General features: G+C 71.6%; 13 protein-coding genes. 7 read left to right on the forward strand and 6 right to left on the reverse strand.

All coding sequences use genetic code 11. The features are described from left to right. Positions 1–10: 10 nt before the first annotated feature. The 3 genes from ACQEV1_RS19755 to ACQEV1_RS19765 all read left to right on the forward strand — a co-directional run bounded on the left by ACQEV1_RS19755 (position 11) and on the right by ACQEV1_RS19765 (position 2278). Positions 11–847 carry a class I SAM-dependent methyltransferase gene (locus ACQEV1_RS19755; RefSeq protein ID WP_433395086.1) on the forward strand — a complete coding sequence of 279 codons (837 nt, stop codon included), beginning with the start codon at positions 11–13 and terminating at the stop codon, positions 845–847. 38 nt (positions 848–885) lie between these two features. Next, positions 886–1518 carry a TetR/AcrR family transcriptional regulator gene (locus ACQEV1_RS19760; RefSeq protein ID WP_433395088.1) on the forward strand — a complete coding sequence of 211 codons (633 nt, stop codon included), beginning with the start codon at positions 886–888 and terminating at the stop codon, positions 1516–1518. 202 nt (positions 1519–1720) lie between these two features. After that, a complete protein-coding gene (locus tag ACQEV1_RS19765; protein ID WP_285616833.1) occupies positions 1721–2278 on the forward strand; it encodes a hypothetical protein in 558 nt (185 codons plus the stop codon). Between the two features lie 45 nt (positions 2279–2323). Here ACQEV1_RS19765 and ACQEV1_RS19770 read toward each other — a convergent pair whose 3' ends face one another. Both ACQEV1_RS19770 and ACQEV1_RS19775 read right to left on the reverse strand, forming a co-directional pair. Further along, on the reverse strand, positions 2324–3139 hold the full coding sequence (locus tag ACQEV1_RS19770) for a MauE/DoxX family redox-associated membrane protein (protein WP_433395090.1): 816 nt from the start codon (positions 3137–3139) through the stop codon (positions 2324–2326). 14 nt (positions 3140–3153) lie between these two features. Continuing rightward, positions 3154–3753, reverse strand: coding sequence for a DUF5666 domain-containing protein (locus ACQEV1_RS19775; RefSeq protein ID WP_285566495.1), 600 nt, complete (start codon positions 3751–3753; stop codon positions 3154–3156). A 45-nt stretch (positions 3754–3798) separates the two neighbouring features. Between ACQEV1_RS19775 and ACQEV1_RS19780 the strand changes: the two genes are divergently transcribed. Continuing rightward, a complete protein-coding gene (locus ACQEV1_RS19780) occupies positions 3799–3969 on the forward strand; it encodes a hypothetical protein (RefSeq protein WP_285566493.1) in 171 nt (56 codons plus the stop codon). Positions 3970–4026: 57 nt separating this feature from the next. Next, positions 4027–4164, forward strand: a complete 138-nt coding sequence (locus ACQEV1_RS19785; protein WP_285566490.1) for a hypothetical protein — start codon at positions 4027–4029, stop codon at positions 4162–4164. Between the two features lie 315 nt (positions 4165–4479). Here the strand turns inward: ACQEV1_RS19785 and ACQEV1_RS19790 are convergent, their stop codons facing one another. The 3 genes from ACQEV1_RS19790 to ACQEV1_RS19800 form a co-directional block, all read right to left on the reverse strand. Beyond that, positions 4480–4791 carry an AzlD domain-containing protein gene (locus tag ACQEV1_RS19790; RefSeq protein WP_285616831.1) on the reverse strand — a complete coding sequence of 104 codons (312 nt, stop codon included), beginning with the start codon at positions 4789–4791 and terminating at the stop codon, positions 4480–4482. A 49-nt stretch (positions 4792–4840) separates the two neighbouring features. Continuing rightward, positions 4841–5569 carry an AzlC family ABC transporter permease gene (locus ACQEV1_RS19795; RefSeq protein WP_433395094.1) on the reverse strand — a complete coding sequence of 243 codons (729 nt, stop codon included), beginning with the start codon at positions 5567–5569 and terminating at the stop codon, positions 4841–4843. 243 nt (positions 5570–5812) lie between these two features. Then, the gene (locus tag ACQEV1_RS19800; protein WP_433395096.1) at positions 5813–6631 is read right to left on the reverse strand and encodes an AraC family transcriptional regulator; all 819 of its coding nucleotides are present in this window, start codon (positions 6629–6631) and stop codon (positions 5813–5815) included. A 274-nt stretch (positions 6632–6905) separates the two neighbouring features. On the opposite strand from ACQEV1_RS19800, the gene ACQEV1_RS19805 reads away from it, so the two are divergent. Next, a complete protein-coding gene (locus tag ACQEV1_RS19805) occupies positions 6906–7787 on the forward strand; it encodes a chorismate mutase (protein WP_433395098.1) in 882 nt (293 codons plus the stop codon). Here ACQEV1_RS19805 and ACQEV1_RS19810 read toward each other — a convergent pair. Beyond that, positions 7723–9186, reverse strand: a complete 1464-nt coding sequence (locus ACQEV1_RS19810; RefSeq protein ID WP_285616828.1) for an amino acid permease — start codon at positions 9184–9186, stop codon at positions 7723–7725. The two genes, ACQEV1_RS19805 and ACQEV1_RS19810, sit on opposite strands and share 65 nt — an antisense overlap. Positions 9187–9470: 284 nt before the next feature. Between ACQEV1_RS19810 and dnaE the strand changes: the two genes are divergently transcribed. Continuing rightward, positions 9471–12998, forward strand: coding sequence for a DNA polymerase III subunit alpha (gene dnaE / locus ACQEV1_RS19815; RefSeq protein ID WP_433395101.1), 3528 nt, complete (start codon positions 9471–9473; stop codon positions 12996–12998). The last annotated feature ends 3 nt before the right edge of the window (positions 12999–13001 follow it).

The raw sequence follows: 13001 nt of genomic DNA on the forward strand, positions 1-13001 counted from the left end.
GGGGAGTGTCATGACGACGATCGTCAACACGGCGCAGGCCGAGGCGTGGAACGGCTACGAAGGGGGTCACTGGGCCGCCAACCAGAGCCGCTACGACGCCGTGAACAGCGGCTTCAACGAGCCGCTGCTGGAGGCCGCCGCCATCGGCGCGGGCGATCGGGTCCTGGACATCGGCTGCGGCAACGGCCAGCTCACCCGGCTGGCCGCGCGGCGCGGCCGGCACGCCACCGGCGTGGACCTGTCGGCGCCGATGCTGGAGCGGGCGCGGGCCACCGCGGCCGAGGAGCGAGTCGCCAACGTGACCTTCGAGCAGGCCGACGCCCAGGTCCACCCGTTCCCCGAGGGGGCGTTCGACGTGGCGGTCAGCCGGTTCGGCGTCATGTTCTTCGCCGATCCGGTCGCCGCGTTCGCCAACGTCGCCCGCGCGCTGCGGCCCGGCGGGCGGGTGGCCTTCCTGAGCCTGCGGCACCTCCGTGACAGCGACCTGGGGACGGTCTTCGCCGCGGTCGGCGGCCGGCGCTCGTCAGGCCCCGCCTCCGCGCCCGGCGCGAGCGGACCCGAGTCGCTGGCCGACCCCGACCACGTCCGCCGGCTTTTCACCGACGCCGGCCTGACGGACGTCACGTCCACACCCGTCGACGCCACCCAGGTGTGGGGGCACGACGCGGAGGACGCGGCCGCCTTCGTCGGCGCCTGGGGGCCGGTACGGTCCGCCCTGGACCAGATGGGCCCGGCCCTCGCCTCCCGGGCGCGCGACGCGCTGACCACGGCGATGCGCTCCTTCGAGAAGGACGGCGCGGTACGGCTGCGCGGGGCCGCCTGGCTGATCACGGCCACGCGCCCCTGACCCTCGGCCGGCGCGCGGCGCCAATACGATGCGACGTGATGTCACCGAGAAGAGCGTCCGCCCTGCGCGGCGGCGACCAGAGCCTGCGCGACCATCTGATCGCCGCCGCGGAGGCGCTCATGGCCCGGCGGGGCACCGCCGGGCTGACCGTGCGCGACATCGCCCGCGAGGCCAGGGTCGCCGACGGCGTCCTCTACAACCACTTCGCCGACAAGGAGGACCTGCTCGCCCAGGCGCTGCACGCCCACGTGAGCTCCGTCGAGCGCTCGCTGGGCACGCCGCCGGCGCGCGCCGGCGCCGGCGAGGTCGCGGACAACCTGCTGGCCTACGTCGAGCACGGCCTGCGGCTGCACGTCGCGATCCTGCCGGCCTTCGCGGGCCTGCTCGCCCAGCCGAAGGTGCTCACGCGATTCGCCGGCCTGCCGAACCCCATGGCCGGCGGCCGCGGCCTGCGCGCGCATCTCGCGGACTACCTGCGCGCGGAACGCGACCTCGGCCGCCTCGCGCCGGACGCCGATCCCGAGTCCGCCGCCGTCATGATCGTCGGCGCCTGCCACGAGATGGTCCTGCCGAACCTCCTGCGCGGCGTTCCCGCCGAGGAGATCGAGATCCCGTCCGGCTTCACCGACGGTCTCGTCGCCACGGTCATGCGCGGCATCGGCCCCGCCTGAGGCCGCCCGCTCCCCGATGGCCGTACGGCGCGCGAGGGGTTATCCTCAGGGCGGCGTCGATCCACCGCCGAACCTCCTTCGGCCCTCCCCGGCAGGGCCGCCTGGTGGAGGCAAAGGGGACTGGTCTTCCCGGATCGCTGGTCATCCGCCCGCCACGGGCTCCTCGCCGGGGGCCGAGTCCCGTGGTTCGCCGAGGGCCCTGATGACAGCGAACAAGCACTTCAAGCGCCGCGTCCGCGAACGCGCCCGCCGTACCGGCGAGTCCTACACCGCTGCCCTCAGGCACCTTCGGCGGATGGACGCCGAGGAGCAGCCCATGTCGTGGCAGCGCATCGAGAAATCCCAGTTCGGCTACGCCGTCCAGGTCCCCGAGGACTGGGACGAGCGGCCGCCGAACCTGAAGAACAGCCCGTGGGAGACGGCGCGGTTCGGCCAGCGCACGGATCGCCGGCACAGCCTGATCGTCTTCCGCGCGCCGAACCGGCGGACGGGAAGCCCGGGCGACATCGCGGCGGGCGCGCGTACCTCACTGGAGAGCTCGGGGTTCACCGACTTCCGGATCACCGACGCTCGGGTCGGTGGCCGGGAGGGAGCCCTCCTGGAGTGCGCGCTGCATGACGCGGGGCGGGTCTGGGCGGTCCGTGAGTACTTCGTCGCCGTCGACGGAGTCCACTTCTGCCTGGGGCTCGGCTCGTCCGTGCCCGAGGAGGACGCCGCCCTGTTCGGTGAGATCGCCACCCGGTTCGAGATCCTGCCCTGACGCGCACGGCGGTGACCCGCGCCGCGGGTCACCGCCGTAAGCCGGTCAGACTCCGACCAGCAACGTGCTCTCAGACGACTCGTCGACGAGGGCCACGCGGACCTCCTCGGGGAGGTAGTGCCGCAGCGGTACGGCGAAGACCGCGGTGGCGGCGGTGCCCTCGTACTCGGCCGTGTAGCAGAGGATCCGCGTGTCCTCCTCGTCCCACGTCTCCCGCAGACCCGACCTGAGCAGCGGGCTGACCTGCCGGTACGCCGGGCTGGCCAGGAGCTGTTGCAGGCTGGACTCCAGCGGCATCTCGAACGACCGGTCGGCGAGCGGGTGGCGCATGCGGATCCGCAGCCGCCGCAGCGGCAGCAGCCACAGGCCGTCCGCCTCCGGAGACAGCGCGAGAAGGGCCGCCACCTCGGCGACGAGCAGGACGGCGGTGCCCGCGCCGAGCCCGCCGGCCCACCAGGCGTCCGCCTGCGTGCCCAGCAGCGCCGCCGCCGTGACCAGCCCGGCGCGGGCGAAGGAACGCCAGGTCACGGGCGTACGCCGCTTGCTGAGGCAGCCGCAGGAGGAGTCCGGTGCGGCCACCTTGGCGTAGGTGAGGTACCCGAGGAACCCCACGCCGAGGACGACGGCCGCGACCGCCTCCGCGGCGTACGCGGGCGGGAGCAGGAGCACGGCGGCCAGCGCCAGTTCCAGCGCCCCGGTCAGCCGGTACGCGGCCAGGGCCCGGCCTTCGCCGACCAACGAGGGGAGCGCGGAGCGTTCGGCGGACCGCCGCGCGGACCGGCCGAGGCACTTGAGCCCGCCCGACCACAGCAGTGTGCCGCCGATGAACAGGGGCTGGACCGACGCCGGCCACTCGAGCATGGTGAACTCCCTCCTCAGATCCCGGCGTAGACGGTCGCGATGTCGACCTCGTTGGTGTCGGGCCGCCAGGCGCCGATCACCTTGACGTGCTTGCCGACCTGGAGCCCGGACAGGTCCGAGATGGCCGGCGTGTGGTTGTAGACCGCGGCGGTGGTGCCGGTCACCACGTGGCCGACGACCTTGTTGCCGTGGTGGTCGAGGTGCAGCCTGCCCGAGTCGATCGCGGTGATCGCGGCGTCCAGGTTGACGATGTTGACCCAGACGGCGTCGGCGGCGAGCGCGCCGTCGGGCATCTTCACACCGCGGGCGTACAGGCCGTCACCGACCTTGATCTCGTCGAACGTCGTGGGGCGGAGCTTCCAGACGCTCGTGCCGTGGGTGACGTAGACGCGGTGCAGCGCCTTGTCGGAGCCGGAGACCTTGAGGAGGGAACCGCTGATCGCGGTGATCCGGCCTTCGGCGAAGTTCGGGTCGCGGGCGCCGGGATCGAGGTCGATCCGCGGCGCGGCGAACGCGGTCTCCGGGGCGAGGGAGCCGAGCGCGGTGGCGCCGGCGACGGCGGTGCCGCCGAGCACCGCGGAGCTGAGGAACCGGCGGCGGTCGGTACTGGGCATGGCGGGGCCTCCGGCTAGCTGTCGATGCGTACGGGGGAGAGACCGGTGGAGAGGCTGGCGATCGCGCTGTACGCGGAGGGCGTCAGGTCGATGAGCCGGTTGCTGGCGCAGGCCGAGCCGCAGCAGGTCCGCTCGCCGCAGAACGAGTTGGTGTCCGGACCGCAGTCGGCGATCGAGACGCTGACGCACGAACCGCTGCACTGGCTGGTGACGTAGAAGACGTGGCCGCACGTACGCCGCGCCAGGCCCTCACCACACTGGTCGGGCCGGGTGATGTTGAAGCACGCGTCCGAGGCGTTCGGCCAGGCGCACTGGTGGGAGCTGGAGTTGCAGGTTCCACAGGCGCCGCCGCCGGCGCTGCCGCAGGGGCCCCAGGCGGCGCCGCAGCAGAACCACGACATCTCGCCGTAGGCGGGTGCACCGCTGTTAGAGCAACCCATGACTGCCTCCGTTCGGTAGATCCGAGAGGGATGGGATGTGGCAGGCCTGCCTGGGTGCCCCTGAGAGTGAAGAAGGAAAGTTTCGCTGTCAACGATCGAGTCAGGAGGTAATTTTCTACAAAGCGACGGGTGGCGCCTTAGCAGAATGGCCGCGCGGCGCTCGTCACCGAGGTTCCAGATCGACCGCGAAACGCCCCCCGTCCGACGGAACCGCAGGGGCGCATGGCCTGACCCGGCCAGAGCGACAGCCGGTTCCGCGCGGTCCGCGACTTCGCCGCCGGGGCGCTCAGACGCCGAGGAGGCGGAGGCCCGCCGTGAGCGCGGCGGCGACGAGGAGTACCACCAGGAACGGCGCGCGAAGGAGCAGGGCGATCACGGCGGCGGCCAGGCCGGCCAGCCGTGGCGCGTCCAGTTCGAGGGTTCGGCCGCTCGCCAGTGTCTGGACCACGACCAGCGCGGTCAGCAGGGCGACCGGTACCAGTTCGCTGAAGCGGCGAATCCGCGGGTCGTCCAGGACACGCTGCGGCACGACCAGGCCCGCCAGCTTGAGTCCGTAGCATCCCAGCCCGGTCGCGAGCAGGGCGATCCACACGTTCACGAGCACTCCTCCGTCAGGGAACACACTGTGTTCCGGCCTCCCACGGAGCTCATGAACGCTCCTCCCCGCGGCCGCCGGTCAGGACGGGCTCGGGTTCGGGGTCGGCCGCGTCGCGCGGGCGGTGCCGCGACACGCCGGCGAGGGCGGCCACCGCGGCGAGCATCACCGGGATGCCCGGCGGCAGCAGGGGAGTGGTGGCGATCGCCACCAGCGCGGCGAGGACCGCGACGCGCCGCTCGGCGGCGCCGCTCCGCAGACGGGGCCACAGCAGGGCGAGGAACGCCGCCGGGCCCACGACGTCGAGCCCGTACGTGTCCGGGTTCCCCAGTCGTGAGGCGCCCAGCGCGCCCAGCAGCGTCATCACGTTCCACACGATGAAGATGCTGATCGCGGTCGCCCAGAACCCGGCGCGCGTCGCCCGGCGGCCGTCCTGGGCGGTGGCCACGGCCGTCGTCTCGTCGATGACGACGTGCGCCGTGAGCGCCCGCCGCCAGCCGCGCACCCCCAGCGCCTCGGCGAGGCGAAGGCCGTACAGGGTGTTGCGCCCGCCGAGCAGCACGGCGCCGAGCGCCCCGGCGATCAGGTTCCCGCCGCCGGCCACCACGCCGACCAGCGCGAACTGCGAGGCCCCGGAGAACGCCGCCAGGCTGAGCGCGCACGCCTGCGCGACACTGAGCCCGGCGGCCACCGCGGCGGCGCCGAACGCCACCCCGGACAGCCCGACCGCGAACCCCACACCCAGCCCGTCCCGTACCGCGGGCCGCGTCGTCGAATCCATGCCCCGACCCTAGAAACCGCCCCGCACCACCGTCTTGCACGAAATTGCACGAACGGGAGGGGCTTCGAGCGGCGCGCCCGCGGAGGGTGGGCGGGACGCCGAACGGCGCGTTCGCGGTGGCGTGTCAGGGGTGGAGGTTCGGCTGGTGCGTGTGCGGGGGCGGGCCGCCGGCCGTGGGGAACGCGTGCGCAGCGGCGCGAGCGGCCGGATGATCGGCTCGTGCAAGCGCAGAGGCCGGGGGTCTCAGGCGGTGCGGCCGAGGGCGTAGGCGCCGGGTGGGACGCCGACGACGCGTTTGAAGTGGCGTGTCAGGTGGGCCTGGTCGGTGAAGCCGACCACGGTGGCCACCTCGGCCGGACGCAGGCCCGCGTCCAGCAGGGCCCGTGCCCGCTGCACGCGCAGGTTCGTCAGATACGCGTGCGGCGGCAGGCCGTATGCCGCGCGGAACGCGCGCAGCAGCACGAACGGGCGGCTCCCCACGGCCGCCGCGAGCTCGTCCAGCGACGGCGGGTCGTCCGGCCGCGCGTGCAGCAGGTCGCGTGCGGCGCGCACCGCCCGGGGCGCCGCGCCCTCGTCGTCCGCGTGGGGCGGCCGGGCCGCGTGCCGTCTCAGCACCGAGGCCAGCGCGGTGCGCAGCGCGGACGACGACGCGAGGGCGTCGCCGCGCGCGGCGCTGGCGTGGACCGAGCGCAGCAGGCGGGCCACCGCCGGGTCGTCCACGACCGTCGCGGGGAAGTGCGGCGTGCCGCCGGGCGCGCCCAGCTCGGCGGCGACCTCCCGCACCAGGTCCACGGCCGGGTACAGCACCCGGTAGCGCCAGCCCTCCGGCACGCCCGCCTGGCCGGTGTGCACCACCTGCGGGTTCAGCAGGGCCACCTGGCCCGACGTCACCCGCAGCAGGCTCCCGGCGTGCTGGAACTCCTCGACCCCGGACTCGATCAGCCCGATCGTGTACGTCGCGTGCGCGTGCCGGGTGTAGCGGTGGGTGACGAAGCGCGCGCTGAGCAGGTCGACGCCGGGCTCCGTGGGATGTTGCCGGTATTTCGCTACTTCCCGGTCCATTCCAGGAGGATATCCTCCCGTCCGTCTCAAATAACGAGACGGACGGTTCCGGTAGATGGCGCTCAAGGTGCACGGCCGGTTACCATCGGCACATGGATCGTCGCTATTTCGCGTTTACGTCGCCGGCTCCGGGTGAGCCGGTCGCCGTGACCTGACCGCGGCGACCTCCCGAGCCGGCACAAGGCAGAGCCCCACGAGGCTCTGCCTTTCGCTTTTTCCACGACACACGTGGGCGGCTCGTCTCCGGAGGGCGGGCCGCCCGAAGGGACACACCATGAACCTGTTGGATCCGGGCGGCGCCGTCATCATCGCCGGGCTCGCCGCCGAGCCGGACGTCGCGATGATCAGCCTCCGCCACCGCCACGGCCGCGCGGACGCCGCCGCCGAGCTGACCGCGCTGCGCCGGGCGTACGCCGGGCCGCTGCTCGTCGAGCCGTTCTCCGCCCTCGACCTGCCCGCGATCGCCGAGCACGCCGACGGCGTCCTGGTCGGCGCGGCCTGGATGCAGGACTTCCAGCTGCTACGCGCGGTCGCCCGTACCGGCCGTCCGGTGGTGATCCAGCGGGCCCCGGCGGCCACGCTGGAGGAGTGGCTGTCGGCCGCCGAGTACTGCGTCGCCGAGGGCAACCACGAGGTGGTCCTCTGCGAGACCGGAACGCGTACCCATCTGCCGCACCACACCCTCGACCTGGCCCTCGTGCGGGAGGCCGGTCGCCGCCGGCCCGTGTTCGTGGACGTGTCGTCCGACCCGGCGCTGGCCACGGCGGCCCTGTCCGCCGGGGCGCACGGCCTGCTGCTCGGCGAGGACGCCGAGGCCGGGCGGGTGGCCGAGGCGCGGGCCCGCGCGGCCCTGCTCGCACCGCTGCTCGCCGACGGCGAGCCCGCCACCGTCGTGGACGCGCGCGCCGAGATCGACCGGGTGGACGCGGCGCTCGCCACGCTCCTCGAACGCCGCGCCGAGCTGGCCGGGCTGGTGCAGCGGCTCAAGCCGGTGGGCGGCTTCGCCGGCCGCGACCTGGACCGGGAGCGTCAGATCGTCGAGGCGATGGCGGCGCGCGCGCCGGGGCTCGGCGCCGACCGGATCGCCCGCATCATGACCGCGGTGATCGAGGCGGGCCTGCAGGCGTCGGAGGAACGGGACCTGTCGCCGGCGTGAGCCGCCGGCGTACGACGCGCCAGCCCGCGAACAGCACCACGACCACCACCGGCAGGCACCAGAACGCGATCTGGTTGGCCTCGTCCGCGAACGGCATCAGCACGACCACGACGGCGAGGAAGGCGAGGGTCAGCCAGTTCGTGACGGGGGCGCCCGGCATGCGGAAGGAGGGCCGGGCGACCTCGCCGCGGTTGGCGGCGGCGCGGAGCCGGAGCTGGCACCACACCAGCGTCCCCCAGACGGCGACGACGCCGAGGGCGGACGCCGACGTGGCGATGTCGAAGGCCATCTTCGGCACCGCGTAGTTGAGCCCGACGCCGAGCGTCAGCACGATCGCGGTGAACAGGATCCCGCCGTACGGCACGTGCCGGGCGTTCATCCGGCCGGCGAACTCCGGGGCCTCGCCGCGCCTCGACAGGGAGCGCAGGATGCGGCCGGTGGCGTACAGGCCGGAGTTGCACGACGACAGGGCCGCGGTGAGCACGACGGCGTTCATGATGTCGCCGGCGCCGGGTACGCCGAGCCGGGAGAAGACGGTCACGAACGGGCTCTCCCCGGCGCTGTAGGCGGTCCAGGGCAGCACCATGGCGAGCAGGATCACCGAGCCGACGTAGAAGATGCCGATCCGCCAGATCACCCCGTTGATCGCCCGGGGCATGACCCGGCGCGGGTGCTGCGTCTCGCCGGCCGCGATGCCGACCATCTCGATGCCGGAGTAGGCGTAGACGACGGCCTGCAGGCTCATGAGGACGACGGGCAGCCCGCGCGGCAGGAAGCCGCCGTGCGCGGTGAGGTTCGCCGGGCTCGCGTGTTCGTGCCCGACGCCGGCGGCGGTCAGCACGAGGCCGAGCCCGACGACCAGGAAGGTGACGATCGCCAGCACCTTGATGACGGAGAACCAGAACTCCAGCTCCCCGAAGAGCCGTACGGACAGGAGGTTCACGGTGAGCAGGACCACCAGGGCGGCCAGCGCGACCATCCACTGCGGCACGCCGGGCAGCCAGCGGTGGACGTAGATCCCCACGGCGGTGGTCTCGGCGACGCCGGTCATCGCCCAGTTGAGCCAGTAGAGCCAGCCGCTGGCGAAGCCCGCCCAGGGACCGATGAACTCCCGCGCGTACGAGACGAAGCTGCCCGCGGTGGGCCGGTGCAGCACGAGCTCGCCGAGCGCCCGCATGACGAAGAAGGCGGCGATCCCGCACACGGCGTACGACAGGATCAGGCCGGGCCCGGCCGCGGCGAGCTTGCCGCCCGCGCCGAGGAACAGCCCGACGCCGATGGCGCCGCCGATCGCGATCATCCGGACCTGGCGGTTGCTCAGCGACTTGGCGTAGTCCTCGTCGCCCTCATGTCCCGGGTCGCCGGCGAGCGTGCCCGGGGGATCCATCGTCCTCGACACGTCCCGCCTCCGAGATTCACCGTTCGCACGGACTGGCTTGATGCCCGAATATGGGCCTGACCATACAAGACGCCGGAGCGTGCGCGGGTCGTTACGGGAGTGATCACGCCCGCGAACGCGGCGTTTCGGACATCTTGAGTGTCGAGTCCCGAACTCGTCGGTGGGACCCGTTAGGCTCTTGGGACCGCCGTGCGACCGGTGGTGCAAGAGACAACGAACCCTGCGACGACGGCGCGTGTCCCCCGGCACGCGTTGCTGCCGCATGCCCTGAGGAGGCGTCGCGCATGAGTGACTCGTTCGTGCATCTACACGTGCACACCGAGTACTCCATGCTTGACGGTGCGGCCCGTCTCAAAGAGATGTTCGCCGAGGTCGGCAAGCAGGGCATGCCCGCGGTGGCGATGACCGACCACGGCAACACCCACGGCGCGTACGACTTCTACAAGCAGGCCACCGCCGCCGAGGTCACGCCGATCATCGGCATCGAGGCCTACGTCGCGCCCACGTCGCGCTTCGTCAAGCAGCCGGTGCGCTGGGGCGAGCCCAGCCAGAAGAGCGACGACGTCTCCGGTGGCGGTCACTACACCCACAAGACGATCTGGGCGCGCGACAAAGTGGGCCTGCACAACCTCTTCAAGCTCACCAGCCGCGCCTACACCGAGGGGTTCGTGCGCAAGTGGGCGCGCATGGACTTCGAGCTGCTCCAGGAGCACTCGGCCGGCCTGATGGCCACCACCGGCTGCCCGTCGGGCGAGGTGCAGACCCGGCTGCGGCTCGGCCACTTCGACGAGGCGCTCGCCGCGGCGGCCAAATACCAGGAGGTCTTCGGGAAGAACAACTACTTCCTGGAGATCATGGACCACGGGCTGTCCATCGAGAAGCGGGTCCGCGACGGCCTCATCGAGATCAGCAAGAAGCTCGGCATCCCGCCCGTCGTCACCAACGACTCCCACTACACGCGCGAGGCCGAGTCGGCCGCGCACGACGCGCTGCTGTGCATCCAGACCGGCAAGCAGCTCGCCGACCCGGGCCGGTTCAAGTTCGACGGCTCCGGCTACTACCTCAAGTCCGCCGACGAGATGCGGGCGATCGACACCTCCGACATCTGGGCCGAAGGCTGCCGCAACACGCTGCTGGTCGCCGAGAAGGTCGACTCGACCGGCATGTTCGAGTTCCGCAACCTCATGCCCCGCTTCCCGGTCCCCGAGGGTGAGACCGAGGAGTCGTGGTTCCGCAAAGAGGTGTGGGCGGGCATGGAGCGGCGCTTCCCCGACGGGGTGGACGAGGAGCACCGCAAGCAGGTCGAGTACGAGATGGACGTCATCTGCCAGATGGGGTTCCCCTCCTACTTCCTCGTCGTCGCCGACTTCATCATGTGGTCCAAGAACAACGGCATCGCGGTGGGCCCGGGCCGTGGCTCCGCGGCGGGCTCCCTGGTCGCGTACGCCATGGGCATCACCGACCTCGACCCGCTGCCGCACGGACTGATCTTCGAGCGGTTCCTCAACCCCGACCGCGTGTCCATGCCCGACATCGACGTGGACTTCGACGAACGTGGGCGCGCCGACGCGATCCGCTACGTCACCGAGAAGTGGGGCGCCGACAAGGTCTCGATGATCGCCACCTTCGGCACCATCAAGGCGAAGGCCGCGATCAAGGACGCCGGCCGCGTCCTCGGCTTTCCGTACGCCCTCGGTGACCGCATCTCCAAGGCGTTCCCGCCCGCGGTCATGGGCAAGGACATCCCGCTGTCGGGCATCTTCGACGACAAGCACCCGCGCTACGGCGAGGCCGGTGAGCTGCGCAAGCTGTACGAAGAAGAGACCGACGTCAAGCAGATCATGGATCTGGCGCAGGGTCTGGAGGGCCTGATCCGCCAGACCGGCGTGCACGCCGCCGGTGTGATCATGTCGGCCGAGCCGCTGACCGACCACATCCCGATCATGCGCCGCGACAGCGACGGCGTCATCATCACGCAGTTCGACTATCCGACCTGCGAGACGCTCGGCCTGCTGAAGATGGACTTCCTGGGCCTGCGCAACCTGACGATCATGCAGGACTGCCTCAAGGCCATCAAGCTCAACAAGGGCGAGGACATCGACCTGCTCGAGCTGCCGCTCGACAACAAGAAGGCGTACGAGCTGCTGGCCCGCGGCGACACCCTGGGCATCTTCCAGCTGGACGGCGGCGGCATGCGCTCGCTGCTGCGGCTGATGCGCCCCGACAACTTCGAGGACATCTCCGCCGCCCTCGCGCTCTACCGGCCCGGTCCGATGGGCGCCAACTCCCACACCAACTACGCGCTCCGCAAGAACGGCCAGCAGCCGATCACGCCGATCCACGCCGAGCTGGAAGAGCCGCTCAAGGAGATCCTCGACACGACCTACGGCCTGATCGTCTATCAGGAGCAGGTCATGGCGATCGCGCAGAAGGTCGCGGGCTACACGCTCGGCCAGGCCGACCTGCTGCGCCGTGCGATGGGCAAGAAGAAGAAGGCGGAGCTGGACAAGCAGTACGCCACCTTCGAGTCCGGCATGAAGTCCAACGGCTTCTCCGCCGCGGCGATCAAGGCGCTGTGGGACATCCTGCTGCCCTTCTCCGACTACGCCTTCAACAAGGCGCACACCGCCGGCTACGGCCTGGTCTCGTACTGGACCGCCTACCTCAAGGCCAACTACGCGGCCGAGTACATGGCGGCGCTGCTCACCTCGGTCAAGGACGACAAGGACAAGAGCGCGCTCTACCTCAACGAGTGCCGCCGCATGGGCATCAAGGTGCTCCCGCCCGACGTCAACGAGTCCGACGCCGACTTCACCCCGAAGGGCGACACCGAGATCCTGTTCGGCCTGACCGCGATCCGCAACGTCGGCGGCAACGTCGTCGACGCGATCATCGCCTCGCGCAAGGAGAAGGGCCGCTTCACCGACTTCCAGGACTTCCTGCGCAAGGTGCCGCCGCAGGTCTGCAACAAGCGCGTCGTCGAGTCGCTGGTCAAGGCCGGTGCCTTCGACCACCTCGGCCACGAGCGCAAGGGCCTGGTGATGGTGCACGAGGCCGCCATCGACGCGATCATCGACATCAAGCGCAACGAGGCGATCGGGCAGGACTCCCTGTTCGGCGGGGCCGACGACGGCGTGGTCGACACGACCTTCGACGTCGCCATCCCGGCGGGGGAGTGGGACAAGACGACGCTGCTGGCCTTCGAGCGCGAGATGCTCGGCCTGTACGTCTCCGACCACCCGCTGCTCGGCATCGAGCACATCCTGTCGGCCAACGTCGACTGCTCCATCGCCGCCCTCACCGCCGACGAGCGCCCCGACGGCCAGATCGTCACGGTCGGCGGCCTGATCACCGGCCTGCAGCGCAAGATCACGAAGAAGGGCGACTCCTGGGCGCTGACCGTCCTGGAGGACCTCGAGGGCGCCATCGAGCTGATGATCTTCCCCTCGGCGTACCAGCTGTGCTCCACGCTCCTGGCCGAAGACGCGATCATCGTCGTCAAGGCGCGCCTGGACAAGCGCGAGGACACCGCGAAGCTGATCGCGATGGAGGTCACCCAGCCGGACCTGACCGTCAGCGACGCGGGCCGTCCCCTGACGGTGTCGCTGCCGGTCGCCCGCGTCACCCCGCCGGTCGTGCAGCGGCTGAAGGAGGTCCTGGGCACCCACCCGGGCCAGACCGAGGTCCACCTCCAGTTGCAGAACGGTCCCCGCACGACGGTCGTCCGTCTCGACGACAAGCTTCGCGTCACCGCGTCCCCGGCCCTGATGGGCGACCTGAAGCAGCTCCTCGGCCCGGCCTGCCTGACCTGAGGT

It is taken from the genome of Actinoallomurus sp. CA-142502, assembly GCF_050936355.1.
GTDB lineage: Bacteria > Actinomycetota > Actinomycetes > Streptosporangiales > Streptosporangiaceae > Actinoallomurus > Actinoallomurus iriomotensis.

Coding starts and splice junctions, on each gene's coding strand:
- dnaE (WP_433395101.1), top strand. CDS start 9,471: ATGAGTGACTCGTTCGTGCATCTACACGTGCACACCGAGTACTCCATG.
- ACQEV1_RS19805 (WP_433395098.1), top strand. CDS start 6,906: ATGAACCTGTTGGATCCGGGCGGCGCCGTCATCATCGCCGGGCTCGCC.
- ACQEV1_RS19765 (WP_285616833.1), top strand. CDS start 1,721: ATGACAGCGAACAAGCACTTCAAGCGCCGCGTCCGCGAACGCGCCCGC.
- ACQEV1_RS19795 (WP_433395094.1), bottom strand. CDS start 5,569: ATGGATTCGACGACGCGGCCCGCGGTACGGGACGGGCTGGGTGTGGGG.
- ACQEV1_RS19800 (WP_433395096.1), bottom strand. CDS start 6,631: ATGGACCGGGAAGTAGCGAAATACCGGCAACATCCCACGGAGCCCGGC.
- ACQEV1_RS19770 (WP_433395090.1), bottom strand. CDS start 3,139: ATGCTCGAGTGGCCGGCGTCGGTCCAGCCCCTGTTCATCGGCGGCACA.
- ACQEV1_RS19775 (WP_285566495.1), bottom strand. CDS start 3,753: ATGCCCAGTACCGACCGCCGCCGGTTCCTCAGCTCCGCGGTGCTCGGC.
- ACQEV1_RS19755 (WP_433395086.1), top strand. CDS start 11: ATGACGACGATCGTCAACACGGCGCAGGCCGAGGCGTGGAACGGCTAC.
- ACQEV1_RS19785 (WP_285566490.1), top strand. CDS start 4,027: ATGTTGAAGCACGCGTCCGAGGCGTTCGGCCAGGCGCACTGGTGGGAG.
- ACQEV1_RS19760 (WP_433395088.1), top strand. CDS start 886: ATGTCACCGAGAAGAGCGTCCGCCCTGCGCGGCGGCGACCAGAGCCTG.